Origin of the sequence: Halomonas sp. AOP43-D1-4 (genome assembly GCF_052446175.1) — a bacterium.
Taxonomy (GTDB): Bacteria; Pseudomonadota; Gammaproteobacteria; order Pseudomonadales; family Halomonadaceae; genus Vreelandella; species Vreelandella citrativorans.
Genome location: NZ_JBQSVY010000010.1, coordinates 146269 through 167031 on the forward strand (window position 1 = coordinate 146269; position 20763 = coordinate 167031).

Below are 20763 nucleotides of genomic sequence, written 5' to 3' on the forward strand. Positions count from 1 at the left end.
GCTTACATGGAGCGGCTAAGGTGCGGCCAGGCAGCCTTTAAATATTGGATCATGGACCAAAGCGTTAAGGCCGCAGCGACGTACAGCACTACCACACCCAGCAGGGCGATTTCATGTGTGGGCGGCAGCGCCAAAAGGATCAGCAGGGCCACCATCTGGAGCGTGGTTTTAAGCTTGCCTATCCAGGAAACCGCGACCAGGCCCCGCTTGCCCATTTCTGCCATCCATTCGCGTAGGGCCGATATCACAATTTCACGGCCAATAATGACAAGCGCAGGCAAGGTCAGAATGAGTGTATCGTAGCGCTCAATCAACAGCGCGAGTGCCACAACGACCATTAGTTTGTCGGCCACTGGGTCTAAGAAAGCGCCAAAGGGTGTTGACTGATTCCAGCGGCGGGCCAAATAGCCATCTAGCCAATCGGTCATCGAGGCTAGCGCAAAAAGGCCAGCCGCCAGCGGCATGCTCCAGTTAAAAGGCAAGTAGAACAGCACAACGAGCAAGGGAATAAAGGCAACTCTTGCCAGTGTAAGTACGTTGGGTATATTCATCGCGGCTGGCGATCCTTACCGGAGAGTCATTAAATTCGAAATGTAGTAAAGGCTATTCTATCCGCCTTAGCGACTAGCATCTATGCCCAATGGTGGTTTATCCATTCAGGGCCAAATAAATACTCTCTGCAAGTGCGGCACTAATGCCTGGGACTCTTGCCAGCTCGGCGCGGCTCGCTTTCTGCACACCTTGCAATCCGCCAAAAAAACGTAACAACTCACGGCGCCGTTTAGGGCCAATGCCGGGAATGTCTTGCAGCGTAGAAGTGCGCCTGGCCTTGTCGCGCTGGGCTCGGTGGCCTGCAATTGCAAAACGGTGCGATTCATCCCGAATATGCTGAATCAAGTGCAGAGCAGGGGAAGCGGGGTCCAAGGGAAGTGGGTTATCCGATGTTTCCAAAAAAAGTGTCTCAAGCCCGGCTTTGCGTGTGGTGCCTTTGGCAACGCCTAGCAAAATGATCGTGGTAATGCCGAGTTGGTTGAGCACCTCGCGGGCCATATTAAGCTGACCTTTGCCGCCATCGACAATCACAATATCCGGAGCGATGGCTTCGCCGCTTTCTACGCGTTTCAGCCTTCGCGTCAGCGCTTGCTGCATGGCGGCGTAATCATCGCCCGCCGCCACGCCTTCTATGCGGAAATGGCGATAGTCGCTCTTGCGCGGCCCTTGATGGTCAAAGACCACGCAGGAGGCCACGGTGGCTTCACCCTGGCTATGGCTGATATCGAAACACTCAAGCCGTTCGGGCATGGATTCAAGGCCCAGCGCTTTCTGAAGCGCTGCAAAGCGCTGGGTGAGCTGTGTATGGTTCGCCAATTGAGACGCTAACTGCTGCTCAGCATTGGTCATCGCCAGCTGCTGCCACTGGGCGCGATGCCCGCGTACCTGGCTTGTCACACGAATACGCTTGCCCGCTTGCTGTGTGAGCGCCTCGGCAATCAGGTCGCTGTCATCCAGCACATGACTGGTAATGACTTCACTGGGCACGTTATGCGGTTGGCCAAAATAGTACTGGCTCACCACCTCGGTCAGTAGGGCTTCTGGGGAAAGGTCCAGACCGTTTTTGGGCGCATGGTGGCGGGCGCCGAGCATGCGTCCATCGCGAACGCTTAACACCGAAACGCCTAGCGCGCCTGGCCGTTGGGCGAGCGCGAAAATATCGGCATCGCCGTTCTGGTTATCGACAAATTGGCGCTGCTGTAGCTGGCGTAATTGCTGTATCTGGTCACGGAAGCGGGCAGCCTCCTCAAAATCCAGGTCTTGGCTGGCGGCTTCCATCGCCTCGGTCAGCGCTTGGGTTACGTGCTCACTTTTGCCTTCCAGACACATAACGGCGTGTTCAACGTCGCGGCGGTAATCCTCTTTTGCAATGTAGTCTACGCAAGGGGCGCTACAGCGCTGGATTTGATGCTGTAGGCACGGACGAGAGCGATGGGCAAAAACGCTGTCTTCGCAGTTGCGAATGCGGAAGATTTTCTGCATGAGTGACAGACTTTCGCGTACCGCGCCGCTGCTAGGATAGGGGCCCAAGTAGCGGCCGTCGTCACGCCGTTGACGTGCGCGTTTATATTCAAGTCTGGGATAGTTGTGGCGGTCGGTGACGAAGATAAACGGGTAGGACTTATCATCCCGTAATAAAATATTGTAGGGCGGGCGAAGCTCCTTGATCAGGGTTTGCTCAAGTAGCAGTGCCTCGGTTTCGCTGCGGGTTACGGTGATTTGAATATCCGCAATCCGTGCCACCATCGCCTGCGTTTTAGTGTTCAACTGGCCACGAAAATAGCTGGCAAGGCGGGCTTTTAAGCGTTTCGCTTTGCCTACATAGAGCGTATCGCTGTGTTCGTCAAGCATACGGTAAACGCCGGGGGAGGTGCTTGCCGAGCTTAAAAACTGTTTTGCATTAAATGTCATTGCACCGTATCGAACGCCGAGGAGTGGCTAAGGATGTTAGGTTTATCCCTGACTGGCGTCAAAGCCATCCACTAGCCCATGACGTAGTGCCAGGTGTGTCAGTTCGACATCGGTGGCCACCTGAAGTTTATCAAATAGCCGATAGCGGTATGTATTCACGGTTTTGGGACTCAAATGCAAACGGTCAGAAATATCCTGAACGCGCTGACAGTTGACGATCATTAATGCAATTTGTAGCTCGCGATGGGAGAGGTGGCTAAACGGGTTGTCTTCGTTAGTAAAGTGAGACAAGGCCAAGCGCTGGGCTATCTCTTGGCTGACGTAGCGACGACCATGAAATACCTGGCGGATCGCATCGGTCATTTCTGTTGCGCCGGCGCCCTTGCTTAAAAACCCGGATGCGCCAGCCTCCAACATGCGGCGTAGTACACTGTCTTCCATGTGCGCCGTTAAGATCAGTACCTTGATATCTTCCATCGTACGATGGATGCGGCGCGTTGCTTCCAGCCCGCCTATCCCCGGCATGCGTATGTCCATCAGGACAATGTCCGGTTTTAAATGACGGCACTGGGTGACTGCGCTTTCGCCATCGTCGACCTCACCGACAATTTTGATATCGCTCTCTTCATTTAGCAGATGAGCAATACTGGTTCTTACCAGATGATGATCATCGGCGATTAGAACGTTGATCAAGGGGGCTGGCTCCTGCGTGGAAACATAGTGGGCTCAGAAGGTAGCCTCTGACGCTGACCCATAGAGTGCCACAGCTGACTATAAAGTAGAATTAGCAAACGCGTATTTGAATGGTTTCTTGACCTTGGTCCGGTTTCATAATAGCATGCGCCTCGCTTAGTCCGTAAGGGCGACGGCATTGGGGCCTTAGCTCAGCTGGGAGAGCGCAACACTGGCAGTGTTGAGGTCAGCGGTTCGATCCCGCTAGGCTCCACCAGAATTAATCGAAAAAGCCTCGCTATTCATAGCGAGGCTTTTTCGTATGCGTGTATCAATGGCTCTTGGGTGATGGTTGCCTAAAACTCGCCATCTGATGCAAGCCATCAATATCAATAGCCACCAAACAGGGTTCTTTGGTGGCTATTGATGCGGGTTTATTCGCTAATCTGGCCAAGCAGTAAAAACTCGATTAACGCCTTTTGCGCGTGTAAGCGGTTTCCAGCTTCTTGCCATACCACGGTGCGGGGGTCATCAAGCAGCGTATGGCTGATCTCTTCGCCACGGTGTGCAGGTAGGCAGTGCAAGAACAGTACATCGCTTTGCGCCTGATCCAGCATGGTTTCTGTGACCTGGAAACCGGCAAAATCCGCTTCACGCTTGGCCTGCTCTTCCTCTTGACCCATGGACGCCCAAACATCGGTGGTCACCAGGTCTACGCCCTGAACGGCTGCCTGCGGGTCGTGCATTAGTGTGACGTGATCCCCAGCGGCCTCCATGATGTCGGCGCGTGGTTCGTAGCCTTTCGGGCAGCAAATGCGCAGATGGAAATCAAACTGGCGCGCCGCGTTAATCCACGAGTGACACATGTTGTTACCGTCGCCAATCCAGACGGCGGTGCGGCCCTTAACGCTTCCGCGTAGCTCGGTCCAGGTCATCACGTCGGCCAGTAGCTGGCAGGGGTGATAGTCATCGCTTAACGCGTTAATGACGGGAACGCTGCTGGCGCTGGCGTAGGTTTCAAGGCCTGCATGAGAGAAGGTGCGGATCATAACGGCATCGACCATCTCAGAAAGCACGCGAGCGGTGTCTTCGATTGGCTCGCCGCGCCCTAACTGAGTGTCGCGCGGAGATAAGAACAGCGCGTGCCCGCCAAATTGCGCCATGCCGGTTTCAAACGATACGCGTGTACGTGTCGACGATTTTTCAAAGATCATCGCCAGCGTTCGGTTCGCCAGCGGCGCATACTCCGGCCCGTTGGCTTTAAGATCTGTTTTAATTTTAATGGCACGCTGAATCAAATAACTCAGTTCATCAGGCGTCAAATCCAGCAGGGTAAGGAAATGGCGTGTCGCCATGGTTGCTTCTCTCCGCGTAAAAACACCATCCTAGCGAGGCGGCGGGGGATGCGCAACGCGAACGGCACGCGTAGAATGGCCTCCAAAGATTAAGGCCGAGTACCGTACTCAGGTATTAAGGCAGGCGTCAGGCGCCTGGGTGATCTACGGTTTATTTCGTGCGTATACTGACCTTCGTTGCGCTAGTTCTTTACTTAAGGAGTACTTTTATGAGCACAACAGCCGAAAATATTCAGCGTCAAATCAGCGAAAATCCCATTTTGCTTTACATGAAAGGCTCGCCTCAGCTGCCGCAGTGTGGCTTCTCAGCCCAGACGGTCCAGGCCTTGATGAACTGCGGTGAGCGCTTTGCGTTCGTTAATATTTTGGATAACCCGGATATCCGTGCTGAGCTGCCTAAAATCGCCAATTGGCCTACTTTCCCGCAGCTGTGGGTTGAAGGTGAGCTGGTCGGTGGCTGCGATATTGTCGTGGAAATGCATCAAAACGGCGAGCTCGAAAAGCTGGTTAAAGAAGCTGCCCAGCGGGCAGGTGCGGAAGATGGTGCAGATAACGCCTAACGATAACGCCTAACGATAACGCCCGAGTTCCCCGCTCGGGCGGTTGGCGGGCTGCGGCGTAGCCGCTAGAATGGCGTTTTATCACGCATTGTGGCACCTGCTGTTATTGAAAGATGCATCATCAGGACAGCCCGCCGAAGGAAGTATTGCTCAATGAGCTATCAGGTTCTGGCCCGCAAGTGGCGACCACGTACATTCCACGAACTCGTGGGTCAGGCCCATGTTCAGCGCGCCTTGGTCAATGCGCTTGACCAGGGGCGTCTTCACCACGCCTATTTATTTACTGGCACCCGCGGTGTCGGTAAAACCACGCTTGCACGTATATTGGCCAAATGCTTGAACTGCACGGCTAACGGGCGCGGCGATGAGGGCATTACCTCAACACCGTGTGGTCAGTGCGATAGCTGCGTAGCCATTGATGAAGGGCGTTTTGTCGATTTGATCGAAGTCGATGCGGCGTCGCGCACCAAGGTAGAAGATACCCGCGAATTACTGGATAACGTGCAGTACGCGCCCACCCAGGGGCGTTACAAGGTGTACCTGATTGATGAGGTGCACATGCTTTCAACCAGCAGTTTTAACGCGCTATTGAAAACGCTGGAAGAGCCGCCCCCTCACGTTAAGTTTCTGCTTGCCACTACGGATCCGCAAAAGCTGCCTGCAACGGTGCTGTCGCGCTGCCTTCAGTTCACGCTTAAACACATGCCGCCTGAGCGAGTTGTTGAGCATCTCACCTATGTACTGGGTGAAGAGGGCGTGGCCTTCGATGAAAGCGCGCTATGGCTATTAGGCAAAGCAGCTGAAGGCTCAATGCGTGACGCCATGAGTCTGACCGACCAGGCGATTGCCTTTGGGCAGGGCGCCGTCCGCCATGTCGATGTAGCGGCGATGCTGGGAACCCTGGATCACCGGCATATTTTAGCGCTGGTAAGCGCGCTGGCGGATGTAGATGTGCAGCAACTGCTGGCTGAAGTAGCACAATTGGCAGAACAGGGCCCTGATTTTGCTGCCGTGCTAGACGAGCTGTCGGCTATTTTGCACCGTCTTGCCGTTGCCCAAATGGTGCCGGACGCCGTGGATAACAGTCATGGTGATCGAGAGGCTATTTTACAGCTCGCCAGCCGCTTTACCGCTGAAGATATTCAGCTCTACTACCAGATAGGGCTTCAAGGCCGAGGCGATATGGCACACGCGCCTGACTTGCGCAGTGCGCTGGAAATGACGCTACTGCGCATGCTGGCATTCCGGCCGCAGGGCGTGCCCAAGCCGCCCCGCACGCCGCTACCGCTGCGTGCTGAGCCAACAGGGTCGGAGGGAAGTCAAAGCGTGGGGCAGAGCGCAGCGCCAGCCAGTACGGCGACTCAGTCACCTGCTTCAGCCTCGGCCAGCAATTATGTTCAATCAGAGCCCGAAGCGTCTGCGGTTAGCTCTCTATCCGATGCTCCCGTAACTGGGGCTGGGGATCAGCCAAAGGCAGACACAGACTATATAGACACGCCGCAAGCAGAGCTCGAAAAAAAACATGCCCAGCAGCCAGCGCCTGATGCACGTGTTGAAGGGGAAGCGCTTGGCGATAGTCCCGAAATACGGATGGGTTCAACAGGGTATAAAGCAGACGATAACGAGGCAGCTGCCGCGGATAGCCCAATGCCGCCGCCATGGTCGCTTGATGACGTAGAGCAAGCCGAAGCACATGAAAGCGGCCAAGCGGAAGTGCCTTCGCCAAGTGTTCGCAAAGCACCCGCTTCAGAGGCTGTGTTGGCTTCAGCGCCGGTATCAACCTCTGAGTCAGAAGCCGTGCCAGCCCCTGAGCAGACAGCGCCCATCGCTGACATCGGCAATGAAGTGCTGGACCATGCAAAATGGCTGCTATGCTTTGATTCTTTAGGCTTGGGCGGCTTAACGCGCAGTTTGGCGGCGAACTGTCTGCTGGAGAGCGACGATGGCAATACGTTGACGCTGCGCTTGGATCCAAGCCAGGCGGCCATGCAGGCAGAGATTCACAAAACGCGCATCGAACGCGCATTAAGTGAACAAGGGGTGCCGCGCCGGGTCGAATTCGTGGTGGCCGAGCTGTCGACACAGAGTGAGACACCGCGTCAGCGCGAAGAGCGGTTGAATCAAGAGCAGCATGCGCAGGCTGTTGATCTCTTGAACCACGATCCCAATATACAGAAGTTACAGCAGGCGTTTGGTGCGACGCTGATAGAATCAACCGTCAAGCCCGCGGCCGCCAAGCGTTAGCACTGCACCGGATACTCGTTTTTTAACAACCCCGTCTTTAATTAGCCAGGAGAGAACACCATGTTGAAAGGTGGAATGGGCAACTTGATGAAGCAAGCCCAAGAGATGCAGGAAAAAATGCAGCGCATTCAGGAAGAAGCCGCTCAGTCAGAAGTATACGGTGAAGCCGGCGCAGGCATGGTTAAAGTCACCATGAACGGACGCCATGACGTGAGCCAGGTCAGCATCGATCCAAGCGTAATGGAAGAAGATAAAGAGCTGCTTGAAGATCTTTTAGCCGCCGCGGTGAATGATGCTGTACGTAAAGTTGAAACAAACTCTAAAGCTCGGATGGAAGAAGCAACGGCTGGATTGAACCTGCCGCCTGGTTTCAAGATGCCGTTCTAAGTAATGCGATTCTCTCCTCTTATTGAACAACTGATGGATGCGTTTCGTGTGTTGCCAGGGGTTGGGCCGAAGACGGCCCAACGTATGGCAATGCATTTGCTTGAGCGTGAGCGGGCAGGCGGTCAGCGTCTTGCTTCGGTTATTCAAAAAGCGATTGACGAGGTCGGCTACTGTCAGCGCTGTCGCACACTGACCGAAGCAGATATTTGCGCGATATGCGAAACGCCTCGCCGCGACGATGCCTTATTGTGTGTGGTTGAGTCACCCGCTGATCAGCTGGCGATTGAGGAAGCGGGCGGCTTTCAGGGCCGCTATTTTGTGCTTCATGGGCACTTGTCGCCTCTGGATGGTATCGGTCCTGACGCGATTGGGCTTGAGCAGTTGGAAACGCGTGTAGCAGAAGGCCATATCGAAGAAATTGTACTGGCGACCAACCCAACCGTCGAAGGTGAAGCAACCGCGCACTATATCGCCGCTCAATTGGCCCACTACGGCGTGAAGTTTTCACGTTTAGCTTATGGTGTTCCTATGGGTGGTGAGCTTGAGTATGTCGATGGCGGTACCTTAAGCCGTGCGTTTAATGGCCGACAGCCCTTTACCAGCGATTAACCCATCAACATTGCAAGCGCAATCGCGGTTGTAGCAACCTGGAAGTATGCTTTGTCTTCTCTAGCCTCCCCCGTATACCAGTGGATTGACAGCCCCGAGGCGCTTGATGCGGCCTGCGCACAAGTGGCCAACGCCCCTGTCATCGCGCTGGATACAGAGTTTTTCCGTGAAAACACGTTTTTCCCCGTCCCTGCATTAATTCAATTTGCTGCCGGGGACGTTGCGTATTTGGTTGACCCGCTGGCCACGTCCTGCACGCCCGCCTTTCGGCAGTTACTGCAAAATAGCGCCATTAAACTGCTGCATGCGTGTAGTGAAGATTTAGAAGTTTTTCAGCATTGGGCCGGGGTGCTGCCAACGCCATTGGTGGATACGCAGGTTGCTCAAGGGTTTCTCGGTGAAGTGCCCTCGATGGGGTATCAAAAGCTGGTGGAGTTTTGGATAGGCGAAACGCTGCCCAAAGAGGAGACACGCTCCAACTGGCTAGAGCGGCCTTTGACGTCCTCTCAGTGTGACTATGCGGCGTTGGATGTTATTTACCTGCTTCAAGTATGGGCGCATCAGGCTGAACGACTGGAAGGGTTAGGCCGCGGCCAATGGCTGCATGAAGAGTGTGCCAGTTTGATCGAACAGGCCGGGCGCAGTGTTGAAGCGGATGGCCAGTGGTACGCCCGTCACCGTCAGCTATGGCGGCTTGATCCGCGCCAATTAGAAGCTTATCGCCTGATGACCATTTGGCGGGAAGGCGAAACACGGCGGCGTAATTTGCCGCGCAATTGGCTTATTAGTGACAAGTTGCTGTTTGCGGCTGCTGACGCCATGCCGAAAAATCGCTATGAGTTGGCCGAGGTGGAAGGCTTTAAGCCAGCGTTGGTCAAAAAAGAGGGCGACACGCTATTGGCAATGGTTAAAAAGGCCCAGCACTGCGACGAAAATGAGCTGTTGGCGCGTTGGCCGGACCCGATGCAGCCCGCCTTTAAACAACGTTTCAAAGCCCTAAAATCCGTTATTAACACGAAAGCGGCCGGGCTTGGCATGGCGTCTGAAGTGTTGATGCGCCGCCGTGATATTGAGGCGTTGGTTATGCAGGACATGGCAAGCCAGCCTTTAACTCTGCCACAAGGATGGCGGGGCGAATGTTTCGCCGATGAGCTTGAGCAGGCATTAAAGGAGTTGTCTAAATGAGTGACAAGCTGCTTTGTGAGATTTTTAAAAGCTCGCGAAAAGATGAAATGTATTTATACGTTGATAAGCGCAAAGGGTTCACGCCCGTTCCTGAGGCGCTGCTTGCAACGTTTGGAAAGCCCGTTGCGGTATTCACCATGATTCTCACCGCCGATAAAAAACTGGCCCGAGTAAATGTGGATGACGTTATAGCCGCTATTGATGAGCAGGGCTTTTATCTGCAGATGCCGCCTGCAAAAGAGGATTACTTGCTTGATGTACATCGCGCGCAATTAAACGCGCGCGACGCGGCGCAGTAGCCGCTACCGTGAATTTCCTGGCCCATGCCTGGCTTGCCTGTGAAGGGAGTGATGATTTTCTTTACGGTAACCTGATTGCCGATGGTGTTAAAGGTAGCCATCTGGGTGATTGGCCAGCCGATGTCGCGAGCGGCATACAGCATCACCGTAAAGTGGATGCCTGGGTCGACCAGCATCCAAGCGTGCTAAATGCGAAACATCGGGCGCCTGCAGGTAAGCGACGCTACGCTGGGATTGCACTGGATATTGTGTGGGATCATTTTTTAGCGCGAGATAAGGCCGGCTTGCTTGAGCAGCAGCAAATGGTAGAGCGCTGTTATCGCCTGTTGTCAGCGAGACCGGCGCCCAATCGGCTGGAGGGGATGATGCCCTTTATGATCAAGCATGATTGGCTAAGAAATTACGCCGATTTTGATTTTACCTGCAAGGCAGTTGCGGGTCTTGGTCAGCGCTTGTCAGGACCAAATCGGCTTGCTGAACTCATCCCTTGGCTGCAAAGCGACTATCGTTTACTGGAAGCGGATTATCATTCGCTATGGCCAGCGTTAAGCGCCACGTTAAGCAGCGATGGGCTGTAAATTACGCGTATAACCCGCAAGAGGAGTAAGGATGGAAACCGGAATGCGCGAGCGCTTTTGGGAGCGTTACACGCTGGAAGAGCTTACCCCGCACGAGTGGGAGGCACTTTGCGATGGCTGCGGGCAGTGTTGCCTGTTAAAGCTACATGATGATGAAACGCAGGAGCTGGCTGTCTTGAACGTCGCCTGCCGCCTGCTGGATATTCAAAGCTGCCAATGCAGTGATTACCCGAATCGCTTTGATAGTGTGCCTGACTGCACCCAACTGACGCCTGCACTGGTAAAAGAGTTTACCTGGCTGCCCGCTTCGTGCGCGTATCGCCGAGTATCCGAAGGGCGGAAGTTAGCTGGCTGGCATCCGCTGCTGAGTAATGATGCCGAGCGCGTGCACCGTAAAGGCATCAGCGTGCGTAGCTTTGCGGTCTCTCAGGATGATGTGCCTGAACGAGAACTTGAATCCCACATTATTGCTGTACTGCCCATGTAAGTAACCATCCTGCAAGTGGCAGCCCCAGCCCTCTCCTTTTTGACGACATTAAGCCGGTCCACACAAATATCCAGCCTGACGTGATCGTTAGGCGACGGGCTTGTGCTTGGCTATATTTCTTAAGGCAAGCATTATGCCTTTGAACAAGGATGGTTGAGCCGCTGTGTTTTTAGCTGCTCTGTTTTTATTCGGCTTGGCGGACGGTTGCTTAAGCGGCATGTCCCAAATGGTTGGGAAGTGGTCCTGGTGCTTCATTGCTTGCTCCAATAGTAAAGGTAAAAGCATTCGACTAAAGTTGAGTATGAAGCAAAATTGTTTTTGTGGAAAGTATTTTCAAAAAAATAAAAGGCAGCGCGAAGGCTGCCTAACGGTGGGAGGTTTAAAGCAGTGGGCTGCTTAGATGGTGCTATCCTTGAAATCGGCGGCTAACCCCAATGCCCAAAGGATAAACGCGTCTTGCCTAGCGGTATCTTGCCACGCTTTAAATCGGCCGGATGCACCGCCATGCCCGCTGCTCATATCGGTATGCATCAAAACAGGGGCGCTGCCTAGCTGCTGTAGGGTGACTTGCGCGTAATATTTGGCAGGCTCCCAGTAGCTCACCCGTGTATCAAACCAACTGCCTTCAATCCAAAGCGCGGGATACTCTTGGGCCGTTATATTGTCCATGGGCGAGTAGTGACGAATGCGTTCGGCCACTTCGGGTGTTTCGGGGTTTCCCCATTCGCTGTACTCAGCGGTGGTTAGGGGAAGTTCGGGGTTTTGCATCGTGCGTAAGACATCCAAAAACGGCACATCAAGCACAGCGGCACAAAAAGCCTTGGGAGCACGATTAACACACGTGCCGACCAATAAACCGCCAGCGCTGGCGCCGTAAGCGACTACTCGCGCAGGGTCACTTACTCCGCACTCCACCAGCGCATCCCGCGCGGCCAGAAAGTCGTTAAAGCTATTCTCTTTGTGCGCCATTTTACCCTGCAAGTACCAGGGTTCACCCCGCTCGCCACCGCCGCGCACATGGGCAACTGCAAACGCGGCGCCGCGTTCAAGCAACTCCAAGCGGGCAATAGAAAACCACGGGTCAAGCGCTTCCCCGTAAGCACCGTAGCCATAAAGTAGCGTGGGTAATGGCTCACCGACCAGGTCCGCACGCATTACGATAGAGACCGGTACTTGCTCACCGTCTGCGCTGGTGGGCCATATTCGGCGACTTACCAACTGCTCCGGTGTTAAACCACCATAAACGGGAACGCGCTTAAGGAGTGTTCGCTCGCCACTGGCAAGATCAAGCGCAAACCAGCTGGGGGGCTGTGTAAAGGACTCCTCGCGTAAGCGTAATTCCTGGGTGTCAAAATGCGGCGCATCTTCAAGTGATTGGGAACAAGGTTGCTCTGGCAGGCTAAGGTAGTCGTCAACCAGGCGATGATGCTGTGCATCCAACACCCAGCGACGCAGCACTACCTGCGCTTGGGTATGGTCGCGCTCTGCGATAATCAGCCCCCAGGAAAACGCATCAATACCTTCCAGTGTGGTGTCATCGCGCGGCGCGATAAGTGGCTGCCAGCGTGCTTCAGGGTTACCCAGGGCAGGTTCGTCCAGGAAGTCGAGCTGAAAATGCGCGCTCGCCTGGTTATGGACGCGGTAAAAGGTGCCTGGCCGGTGGTCAATCGTGTACTCAACGCCGGGTTGACGGGGCTGCACACAGAGTGGCACGGCCGATGGCTGATGCGCGGGCAGCGCGTAAATCTCGTTGGTATCTTTCGAGCCGCTTTCGATCAGTAACCACTGGCGCGAGCGGGTTTTGCCAATGCCCAGCCAAAACTCAGGGTCCTTTTCACGCAGCACCAGAGTAGGCGCTGAGTGCTGTGCAGGTGCGTTAAAAGGGAGCGATACTTGCCAAATACTGTCAGGGCGTTGGGTTGCATCAAATCGAGTAAAAAAGAGGGTTGCCGAGCTTGCTGTCTGGTCTTCAGCCCAACATAAGCCCGCGCCAATATCGCTGAGCAGAGAGACAGGCTCGCCGCTGGGCAGCGATTTTATCCAAAGCGTGTAGCGCTCGTCTCCTTGTGTGTCCTCTGTCCAGGCGAGCCACTGCTCGTCAGGAGAGAGTGCCATATCGCCCATGTCATAAAATTCTTCATCCGCAGCACGGGCTTGAACATCAAAAAAACATTCACGCTGTGCCGGTTGCCCGTTTGGGAAACGCCACCAGCGAGGGTAATCATCGTCGGCGCCGGTCTCGCTCCAGAACGTAAAGTGGTCAAGCGCTGTCTCAAGGCTGGTGACGGCAAGCTCACGGCGCGCAAGATGGCTTTTATAGAGCGTTTCGGCCAGCGGAGCCAGCGGTGCAAACCATTGGGCCTGCTGCTGGTTGGCGGCTTCTAAAAATGCGCTAACATCAGGCGAATCTCGTGCTTCCAACCAGTGCCATTTGGGATCATTAGCGCGATAATAGCGCGCGACGGGTGAGCCTGCGAGCGTGTCTGGCTGTGCTTTCATAAATTGATAGGTACCATAGCGGGAAATTAACGTCGGGTGCATGCACCCACATGAGGGGTATTATGCTGTTTACAGGTTCAATGTCACAGCTGTGGCTAAGTTATTACGGTATTTCGCTGCTGGTCGTCATTGCCATCTATTTTGCGGTGGCGTTTCTACCGCGTTTGCCGCGCCTGGTGGTGACGTGGGGAATGGCGGGCGCCATGTGGACGCCAGCGATGTTTCGTCTACCGTTAGTAGAAGAGGGTGAGTTCTATACCGGTTGGGCGCCTGCGGCGATGGTGGCCGCGGTTGGTTTTCTTGAGCATAACGTTAATGCGCTGCGTGGCAGCCTGTTGTGCCTGGTCGCTGGGATTGCTATCGGCGCAGCGATAGGCATTGCTCTCTGGTGGTGGCGTCGGCCGCCAAGTGCGCCGCCCGCCAAGCGCGTGAAACAGGAGGAAGCTGAAGACCCACAGCCTACGCGTCGTCGCGAACCGGTTATTGGTTAATGCAGATAATGAAAAGCGGAAGGAGGCGCTGTTATGTGTGAGCTGTTGGGGATGAGCGCTAACGTCCCGACCGATATCTGCTTTAGTTTTTCAGGCTTTTTACATCGTGGTGGCGGCACTGGGCCGCACCGCGACGGGTGGGGTATCGCTTTTTATGAAGAGGGCGGGTATCGCGAGTTTCGAGACCCGCATCCTTCTGTCAACTCGCCCATCGCACGGCTAATCTGCGACTACCCGATTAAATCAAACGTAGTGATTAGCCATATCCGCCAGGCAAACGTTGGCGGTGTGCGCCTGGCGAACACTCACCCTTTTACGCGTGAAATGTGGGGCCGCCCTTGGTGCTATGCGCACAATGGTCAGCTAAGCGAATGGCAGCACTTACCGTTGGGGGTGTACACGCCGGTTGGCAATACCGATAGCGAGCATGCTTTTTGTTGGCTAATGGGCCAACTGCGAGACGCTTTTCCAACGGCCCCGGCATCGCTTGAATCTTTATGGGAGACGCTGCACGCACGATGTGAACAGCTACGCACGCTGGGCGTATTTAACTTGCTGCTGTCCGATGGTCAGTATCTCTATACCTACTGCTCGACGAAGCTTGCGCATATTACCCGGCGAGCACCCTTTGGTGATGCCGAGCTTTCTGATGCCGAACTTACGGTTAATTTTGCCGAGCACACGACACCCAATGATGTGGTTTCTGTTATAGCCACCGAGCCGCTAACCCACAATGAAGCCTGGTGCACCATGGTGCCCGGCGAGCTTGTAGTGTGGCGTGAAGGAGAAATCGAGGCGCGTTACTGTCCATAAGGACTTGTCCATAAGAACTGTCTATAAGAACTGGCCATTACGCTACATTGTTACGTAGACATTTAGAAAAGATGGGAGGAAAGTTAAGAGCTCGGCCCTTTATCGGCTAAAGTTGAAACACAAGTTTCAATCGATCGTTTTACAGCATGTCTGGGGTCGTATATCGTTGGTCCTCTTGCCTCGCGACAATAACAAGGTCGGTTATAACATCGACATGGATAGCGGAGATTGCCCATGAGCGAACACGCCACAGCGCCTATTTTACGCGGCCCAGCGCTTGAAGGGTTGGATAAGTACGACTCTGTCACAGATGTTTTTCACGCGGCAGTAAGCCGGTATCAGCAAAAGCCTGCTTTTAGCTGCATGGGCAAAACGCTTACTTTTGCTGATCTTGACCGTCTTTCAGCAGACTTTGCCGCTTGGCTTCAGCACGAGACTGATTTGAAGCCGGGCGACCGGATCGCCATTCAACTGCCCAATGTCTTGCAGTTCCCCGTGGCGGTGTTTGGCGCCATGCGGGCAGGTCTGGTCGTGGTAAATACCAACCCGCTTTACACCGAGCGGGAGATGACCCACCAGTTTAAGGATTCTGGTGCCAAGGCTGTGTTGATATTAGCCAATATGGCTAAAAAGCTTGAAAACGTCGTTGATAAAACCGATATCAAACATGTGCTGGTCACCGAGCTGGGAGACCTGCACGGCCTGCCCAAACGGTGGTTGATTAATGCGGTCGTGAAGCATGTGAAAAAGATGGTGCCTGCCTACTCGCTGCCCACCGCGTTAAGCTTTCGTGATGTTTTGAAAAAAGGCGCTTCTTTAAATCACACTGAGGTAAGCCGAGAACAGGATGATTTGGCCGCGCTACAGTACACCGGCGGCACAACCGGCCTGCCAAAAGGGGCGATGCTAACCCACCGTAACTTGATTGCTAATATGCTGCAGGCGCGTGCCGCTATTGGTACGCATCTAAACGTGGGCGAGGAGTTAGTAATAGCGCCGCTGCCGGTTTACCATATCTACACCTTTACAGTGAACTGCCTGTTTTTAATGGAGTCGGGCAATCATTCGCTGCTGATTACCAACCCCCGTGATCTGGACAGCTTTATAAAAGAGCTTAAAGGGCTAAAGTTCACAGCTTTTATTGGCTTAAATACGCTGTTCAATGCGCTGTGTAATCGTGACGACTTTAAGCAGCTCGATTTTTCCCATCTAAAGCTGACTATTTCTGGTGGTATGGCGCTAACCAAGGCAGCCGCCCAGCGTTGGGAGCAAACGACGGGTTGCCCAGTTGCTGAAGGGTATGGATTGACAGAAACCTCGCCAATTGTGAGCTTTAACCCAACCGATGCTATTCAACTGGGTACGATCGGTAAGCCCGTTGCAGGCACCTCGGTAAAAGTAGTGGATGCTAATGGCAATGATGTGGCTCTGGGCGAGCCGGGCGAGCTTTGCGTGCAGGGCCCTCAAGTGATGAAGGGATACTGGCAGCGCGACGATGAAACCCGTAACTCCATCGATGAGGGCGGCTGGTTCCATACCGGTGATATCGCCGTGCTTCAGGACGACGGCTACATCCGCATCGTTGACCGCAAGAAGGATATGATTCTGGTGTCGGGCTTTAACGTCTACCCCAATGAGGTGGAAGACGTGGTCGCCGCCCATCCGGATATTATCGAAGCGGCGGTAGTCGGTGTGCCGGACGACGACGCAGGTGAAGTCATCAAGCTGTTTGTCGTCTCCAAAAACAGTCAGTTGGATGCCGAAACGCTGCGCAGCTGGTGCAAAAAAGAACTTACCGGCTATAAAGTGCCCAGGTTCATCGAGTTTCGTGATGAACTGCCCAAAACCAATGTGGGCAAAGTATTGCGTCGTGAACTGCGCGATGAAAATAAGCCTGCGGCCAGTGAGGCAGATAGTTAGAGGAAGCGTCTATAGTGACGAAAATAGATAACGCACTGATGAGCGATTACGCCACTGGTTAGGCGTCGCGTTGGTGAAAGCGTTACAATATTCGGCCCGCTCGCGTAGCGGGCCGAATAGTTATTTGCCCTACCGATATCCATTGGTACATCTGCTCTTCAATAACGAATGGAAACTGAGTCTAACGTGACCACCGATATGCCCTCTGATCTTACCGATAATCAACGCCTGGCTAAGCTTAATGAAACTATAAGCAACGTTATGCTGCGTGATGCCCAGCGTCTTGAGCGGCGCGTAGCAGGGCTGGCGCGTCGCCTGCGCGACAACAAGCCGATTGGTCACGGTTTGCACGAGGTGGAGCGCGATATTCACCGGGCACAGCAAGTGTTTAACCAGCGCGAGGCGTTGAAGGTGACCTTTAACTATCCGGCTGAGTTGCCGGTGGTTGAGCGTCGGGAAGATATTTTAAACGCCCTTCGTGACCATCAGGTGGTGGTAGTGGCGGGGGAGACCGGGTCGGGCAAAACGACTCAGCTCCCCAAAATGTGCCTGGAGTTAGGCCGTGGACGTAAAGGACTTATCGGTCATACACAGCCGCGGCGTTTAGCGGCGCGCAGTGTTGCCGGGCGGCTGGCCGAAGAGCTTGAAGTGCCGCTTGGCGAGCAGGTGGGCTATCAGGTACGTTTTACGGATCAAAGTAGCTCCACCACGCTAGTGAAGCTAATGACCGATGGTATCTTGCTGGCTGAAACCCAACACGATCCCTTGTTGCTGCGCTACGACACCATCATTATTGATGAGGCTCACGAGCGCAGCCTGAACATCGATTTTCTGCTGGGCTATTTAAAAAGGCTGTTGCCTAAACGTCCTGACCTTAAAGTGATTATTACCTCGGCAACCATTGATGTTGATCGTTTTGCCGCGCATTTCGGTACGCCTAAAGCACCCGCGCCCGTCGTTGAGGTATCAGGACGCACGTATCCGGTCGATGTGCATTATCGCCCTTTGGTGCGTGATGAAGAAGATGAAGAGGATCGCACCTTACAAGAAGGGATTTTGCACGCCGTTCTCGAAATCGAAGCCATCGAGCGCGAAAAAGGCTGGCTACATGGCCCCCGGGATGTTCTGGTATTTTTGCCAGGCGAGCGAGAAATTCGTGAAACAGCCGATACGTTACGCCGGGCTGATTTGCAAGGGACGGAAATACTGCCGCTGTACGCACGTCTCTCCAATGAGGAGCAGAACCGGGTTTTTTCTGCCCACCGTGGAAGGCGCATTGTGTTGGCCACTAACGTTGCGGAAACCTCGTTGACGGTGCCTGGCATTCGTTATGTGGTGGACCCGGGGCTTGTCCGGATTAGCCGCTACAGCTATCGGGCAAAAATTCAGCGCCTACCGATTGAGCCGGTAAGCCAGGCCAGCGCCAATCAGCGCAAGGGGCGCTGCGGTAGGGTGGCAGAAGGGGTGTGTATTCGTCTTTACGACGAAGAGGACTTCGTCTCGCGTCCAGCCTTTACTGATCCTGAAATTCAGCGGACCAATTTAGCCTCGGTCATTCTGTCGATGCTGGCGCTAAAGCTGGGTGATATTGAAGCCTTCCCCTTTGTAGACCCACCGGACAGCCGCTTTGTAAAAGATGGTTTTCGGCTACTGTTTGAGCTGGGCGCGGTCAACGAAAAGCATCACCTTAGCGAGTTGGGGCGAAAGTTAGCGAAACTGCCCATCGACCCGCGCTTGGCACGGATGGTGTTAGCAGGTGCGGAGCGCGGTAGCCTGCGCGATGTTCTGGTGGTGGTGTCCGCGCTTGCCATTCAGGACCCGCGAGACCGTCCGGCCGATAAACGCCAGGCTGCCGATCAGGCGCACCAGCGTTGGCACGACCCGGATTCAGATTTTGTCGCGCTGCTCAACTTGTGGCATGGCATTGAGAATGCCCGCGAAGCATTATCCGGCAATCAGCTGCGCCGCTGGTGTCGCGAGCACTATATTAATTATCTGCGCATGCGTGAATGGCACGATACGTTCCGTCAGCTTAGGCAGTTGCTGCGCGATATGCAGATCGATGTTCCCGCTCCGCTACCGCGCAATGATGAGGAGAGCGAAGAGCAGGCGCGTCAGGCCAGACGCAAGACCTCAGGTAAGTTACACCAGGCGCTTCTTTCAGGCCTTTTGTCTAACCTGGGCACGGTAGTAGAAAATCGCGAGTATCTGGGGGCGCGTAACCGCAAATTCATGATTCACCCCGGCTCGGGGCTCGCCAAAAAATCGCCCAAATGGCTAATGGCATTTGAGCTGATTGAAACCACAAAACTGTATGCACGCACCGTTGCCAAGATCGATCCCCAGTGGATCGAACCGCAGGCTCAGCACTTGGTGAAACGCAGCTATAGCGAACCTCATTGGGAACAAAAGCGCGCGCAGGTTGTGGCTTTTGAGCAAGTAACGCTGTTTGGCTTGCCTATCGTCGCGCGTCGGCGTGTGCACTATGGTCCGATTGCCCCCAAAGAATCGCGCGAGCTGTTTATTCGTCGTGCGCTGGTGGAAGGCGAGTTTAGGACCCAGGGCGCGTTTTTTGCTCATAACCGCGCACTCATTGACGAAGTGGAGGCACTTGAAGACCGCGCCCGCCGCCGTGATATTCTGGTCGATGAAGAGGCGTTGTTTGCGTTTTACGACGCGCGTATTCCAGACGACATTGTCAATGGTAAAGGCTTCGAGCACTGGCGCAAGCAGGCTGAACGCCAGACGCCTACGCTGTTGAATTTTGATCTGGATGCGCTGAAAGCGCGTGACGCCGCCGATGTCACCCAAGCGCAGTACCCTGACCATTTAACACTTGCCGGGGTGGCTTATCCGGTGAGTTATCACTTTGATCCCAATGCAGACGATGATGGCGTTACATTGACCGTACCTGCCGCCATGCTGCCTCAATTGCCTGTGCACGCATTAGAGTGGTTGGTGCCTGGGCTTTTAAGAGAAAAGTGCATTGCGCTTTTAAAGTCGCTGCCTAAAAGCATTCGCCGCCAGGTGGTACCCATTCCTGATTGGGTCGATGCAGCGTTGGAAACCCTAGTGCCCGATCAGCGCCCGCTCACAGAAGCATTGGGCGAATTTATACGTCGACGTACCGCAACGCGTGTTCATCCGGATGACTGGCGGCTGGATTTACTCGATGCCCACCTGATTATGAACATTCGAGTCGTCAATCATGCTGGAGAGCTGCTGGGTCAAGGGCGCGATGTCAGAGCGCTGGAGCAGCGCTTTGAAGCGGCGGCCAGTGCCGGTGCCCAGGCGTTGGCCGAGCAGGCAAACCAGGCGCCTACGCTTGACGGCCTGCCTGAGGAGCCATTGCCTGATTCGCGTGTGACTACGCAGGCGGGTATTCGTGTCGAGGCCTACCCGGCGTTGGTGGCTGAAGCCAGTGAGTTTAAGGTCACACTTTTTGATCATCCGGCAAAGGCATTGGCGGCGCATCAAGAGGGGGTTGCCCGGCTGGCAATTGCCAAACAGCCTGACCAAATAAAAGCGATTAAGCGCCTACCCGGTGTTGAAAAATGCGCGCTGCTGTTTGCCAAAGTGGGCAGCAAGCAAGCGTTGCTGGATGACCTGATGTTAGCCGTCTTTACTCAAGTCGTTGCCCAGCACCCTTTGCCGCGTTCATCGGCCGAATTGAGTGCTCGCCTGGATGTTACCAAAGCAGCGTTGGTTGATTACGCGACTTCCCTGCTTGAACAGGTCGAGGCGGCGCTAAAAGGTCACTTGGCAGTGAGTAAAGTGCTTAAAGGCAAGCTCAATTTTGCGCTTGCCCTAGTGTATAACGATATCAGCGTACAGATGCAGCGGCTGGTCTACCCGGGGTTCATTCGTGATGCAGGCCAATGGCTGACAGAGTATCCTCGTTACACCGAAGCCGCGCTCATCCGCCTTGAGAAAGCCGCACGTGAGCGCGGGCGTGACCAGATGCTGATGCATGACGTTCAGGCCCTTGAAACTCGCTTTGATGCGCGGCGTAAAAGCGAGTGTCGGGGGCGTGTTGAAGATCCCGAGTTGGTGGAATTTGGCTGGTGGATACAGGAGCTTCGCGTTTCCCTTTTTGCTCAGCAGTTGGGAACGCTGATGCCCGTATCGGCAAAGCGCCTTGAAAAGCGTTGGCAAGAAATAATTAGCGTTTAAAAGATGACTGGTAAACCCTGCAAATAAC

The 20763-nt window shown here is 54.4% G+C and carries 17 protein-coding genes and 1 tRNA gene; 13 read left to right on the forward strand and 5 right to left on the reverse strand.

Annotated features, from left to right (window positions below; translation table 11 throughout):
- Window positions 1-2 precede the first annotated feature (2 nt).
- The 3 genes from pgsA to uvrY all read right to left on the reverse strand — a co-directional run bounded on the left by pgsA (window position 3) and on the right by uvrY (window position 3156).
- Complete coding sequence (pgsA, locus tag ACT3RQ_RS12805) at window positions 3-551, reverse strand: CDP-diacylglycerol--glycerol-3-phosphate 3-phosphatidyltransferase (protein ID WP_087106661.1); 549 nt, start codon at window positions 549-551, stop codon at window positions 3-5.
- Between the two features lie 97 nt (window positions 552-648).
- Window positions 649-2463 (reverse strand): excinuclease ABC subunit UvrC, encoded by a 1815-nt coding sequence (uvrC, locus tag ACT3RQ_RS12810; protein WP_444639505.1) that lies wholly within the window; start codon window positions 2461-2463, stop codon window positions 649-651.
- A gap of 42 nt (window positions 2464-2505) precedes the next feature.
- Entirely contained in the window at window positions 2506-3156 is a 651-nt protein-coding gene (uvrY, locus tag ACT3RQ_RS12815; protein WP_087106657.1) for a UvrY/SirA/GacA family response regulator transcription factor, read from the reverse strand.
- 180 nt (window positions 3157-3336) lie between these two features.
- Here uvrY and ACT3RQ_RS12820 point away from each other — a divergent pair.
- A tRNA-Ala gene (locus tag ACT3RQ_RS12820) sits at window positions 3337-3412 on the forward strand.
- Between the two features lie 157 nt (window positions 3413-3569).
- Here ACT3RQ_RS12820 and argF read toward each other — a convergent pair.
- Complete coding sequence (gene argF, locus ACT3RQ_RS12825) at window positions 3570-4490, reverse strand: ornithine carbamoyltransferase (protein WP_444639506.1); 921 nt, start codon at window positions 4488-4490, stop codon at window positions 3570-3572.
- 209 nt (window positions 4491-4699) lie between these two features.
- Here argF and grxD point away from each other — a divergent pair, with 209 nt between their 5' ends.
- The 8 genes from grxD to ACT3RQ_RS12865 all read left to right on the forward strand — a co-directional run bounded on the left by grxD (window position 4700) and on the right by ACT3RQ_RS12865 (window position 10839).
- The gene (grxD, locus tag ACT3RQ_RS12830; RefSeq protein WP_172117071.1) at window positions 4700-5050 is read left to right on the forward strand and encodes a Grx4 family monothiol glutaredoxin; all 351 of its coding nucleotides are present in this window, start codon (window positions 4700-4702) and stop codon (window positions 5048-5050) included.
- Window positions 5051-5203: 153 nt separating this feature from the next.
- The gene (gene dnaX / locus ACT3RQ_RS12835) at window positions 5204-7294 is read left to right on the forward strand and encodes a DNA polymerase III subunit gamma/tau (RefSeq protein ID WP_444680604.1); all 2091 of its coding nucleotides are present in this window, start codon (window positions 5204-5206) and stop codon (window positions 7292-7294) included.
- A gap of 60 nt (window positions 7295-7354) precedes the next feature.
- On the forward strand, window positions 7355-7681 hold the full coding sequence (locus ACT3RQ_RS12840) for a YbaB/EbfC family nucleoid-associated protein (protein WP_172117069.1): 327 nt from the start codon (window positions 7355-7357) through the stop codon (window positions 7679-7681).
- 3 nt (window positions 7682-7684) lie between these two features.
- Complete coding sequence (gene recR, locus ACT3RQ_RS12845; RefSeq protein WP_172117068.1) at window positions 7685-8290, forward strand: recombination mediator RecR; 606 nt, start codon at window positions 7685-7687, stop codon at window positions 8288-8290.
- A 51-nt stretch (window positions 8291-8341) separates the two neighbouring features.
- Entirely contained in the window at window positions 8342-9475 is a 1134-nt protein-coding gene (gene rnd, locus ACT3RQ_RS12850; RefSeq protein WP_444631534.1) for a ribonuclease D, read from the forward strand.
- The gene (locus ACT3RQ_RS12855) at window positions 9472-9774 is read left to right on the forward strand and encodes a YcgL domain-containing protein (protein ID WP_444639508.1); all 303 of its coding nucleotides are present in this window, start codon (window positions 9472-9474) and stop codon (window positions 9772-9774) included. The genes rnd and ACT3RQ_RS12855 overlap by 4 nt, the downstream gene beginning before the upstream one ends.
- Before the next feature lie 8 nt (window positions 9775-9782).
- A complete protein-coding gene (locus ACT3RQ_RS12860; protein WP_444639509.1) occupies window positions 9783-10352 on the forward strand; it encodes an acyl carrier protein phosphodiesterase in 570 nt (189 codons plus the stop codon).
- A 31-nt stretch (window positions 10353-10383) separates the two neighbouring features.
- Window positions 10384-10839 (forward strand): YcgN family cysteine cluster protein, encoded by a 456-nt coding sequence (locus ACT3RQ_RS12865; RefSeq protein WP_444639510.1) that lies wholly within the window; start codon window positions 10384-10386, stop codon window positions 10837-10839.
- A gap of 396 nt (window positions 10840-11235) precedes the next feature.
- On the opposite strand, the gene ACT3RQ_RS12870 is transcribed toward ACT3RQ_RS12865, so the two are convergent.
- Complete coding sequence (locus ACT3RQ_RS12870; protein ID WP_444680609.1) at window positions 11236-13338, reverse strand: S9 family peptidase; 2103 nt, start codon at window positions 13336-13338, stop codon at window positions 11236-11238.
- Window positions 13339-13400: 62 nt separating this feature from the next.
- Between ACT3RQ_RS12870 and ACT3RQ_RS12875 the strand changes: the two genes are divergently transcribed.
- The 4 genes from ACT3RQ_RS12875 (at window position 13401) to hrpA (ending at window position 20735) form a co-directional block, all read left to right on the forward strand.
- Complete coding sequence (locus tag ACT3RQ_RS12875; RefSeq protein WP_172117063.1) at window positions 13401-13829, forward strand: hypothetical protein; 429 nt, start codon at window positions 13401-13403, stop codon at window positions 13827-13829.
- Between the two features lie 33 nt (window positions 13830-13862).
- Window positions 13863-14642, forward strand: coding sequence for a class II glutamine amidotransferase (locus ACT3RQ_RS12880; protein ID WP_444639511.1), 780 nt, complete (start codon window positions 13863-13865; stop codon window positions 14640-14642).
- A 234-nt stretch (window positions 14643-14876) separates the two neighbouring features.
- Window positions 14877-16562, forward strand: coding sequence for an AMP-binding protein (locus ACT3RQ_RS12885; protein ID WP_444639512.1), 1686 nt, complete (start codon window positions 14877-14879; stop codon window positions 16560-16562).
- A 168-nt stretch (window positions 16563-16730) separates the two neighbouring features.
- Window positions 16731-20735: an ATP-dependent RNA helicase HrpA gene (gene hrpA, locus ACT3RQ_RS12890; protein ID WP_444680605.1), complete on the forward strand. Its 4005-nt coding sequence runs from the start codon at window positions 16731-16733 to the stop codon at window positions 20733-20735.
- Window positions 20736-20763 lie beyond the last annotated feature (28 nt).

What these genes read in the sequence shown, in the direction of transcription:
- pgsA (WP_087106661.1), bottom strand. Translation starts at nt 551, where the DNA reads ATGAATATACCCAACGTACTTACACTGGCAAGAGTTGCCTTTATTCCC.
- uvrC (WP_444639505.1), bottom strand. Translation starts at nt 2,463, where the DNA reads ATGACATTTAATGCAAAACAGTTTTTAAGCTCGGCAAGCACCTCCCCC.
- argF (WP_444639506.1), bottom strand. Translation starts at nt 4,490, where the DNA reads ATGGCGACACGCCATTTCCTTACCCTGCTGGATTTGACGCCTGATGAA.
- grxD (WP_172117071.1), top strand. Translation starts at nt 4,700, where the DNA reads ATGAGCACAACAGCCGAAAATATTCAGCGTCAAATCAGCGAAAATCCC.
- dnaX (WP_444680604.1), top strand. Translation starts at nt 5,204, where the DNA reads ATGAGCTATCAGGTTCTGGCCCGCAAGTGGCGACCACGTACATTCCAC.
- ACT3RQ_RS12840 (WP_172117069.1), top strand. Translation starts at nt 7,355, where the DNA reads ATGTTGAAAGGTGGAATGGGCAACTTGATGAAGCAAGCCCAAGAGATG.
- recR (WP_172117068.1), top strand. Translation starts at nt 7,685, where the DNA reads ATGCGATTCTCTCCTCTTATTGAACAACTGATGGATGCGTTTCGTGTG.
- ACT3RQ_RS12855 (WP_444639508.1), top strand. Translation starts at nt 9,472, where the DNA reads ATGAGTGACAAGCTGCTTTGTGAGATTTTTAAAAGCTCGCGAAAAGAT.
- ACT3RQ_RS12865 (WP_444639510.1), top strand. Translation starts at nt 10,384, where the DNA reads ATGGAAACCGGAATGCGCGAGCGCTTTTGGGAGCGTTACACGCTGGAA.
- ACT3RQ_RS12870 (WP_444680609.1), bottom strand. Translation starts at nt 13,338, where the DNA reads ATGAAAGCACAGCCAGACACGCTCGCAGGCTCACCCGTCGCGCGCTAT.
- ACT3RQ_RS12875 (WP_172117063.1), top strand. Translation starts at nt 13,401, where the DNA reads ATGCTGTTTACAGGTTCAATGTCACAGCTGTGGCTAAGTTATTACGGT.
- ACT3RQ_RS12880 (WP_444639511.1), top strand. Translation starts at nt 13,863, where the DNA reads ATGTGTGAGCTGTTGGGGATGAGCGCTAACGTCCCGACCGATATCTGC.
- ACT3RQ_RS12885 (WP_444639512.1), top strand. Translation starts at nt 14,877, where the DNA reads ATGAGCGAACACGCCACAGCGCCTATTTTACGCGGCCCAGCGCTTGAA.
- hrpA (WP_444680605.1), top strand. Translation starts at nt 16,731, where the DNA reads ATGGAAACTGAGTCTAACGTGACCACCGATATGCCCTCTGATCTTACC.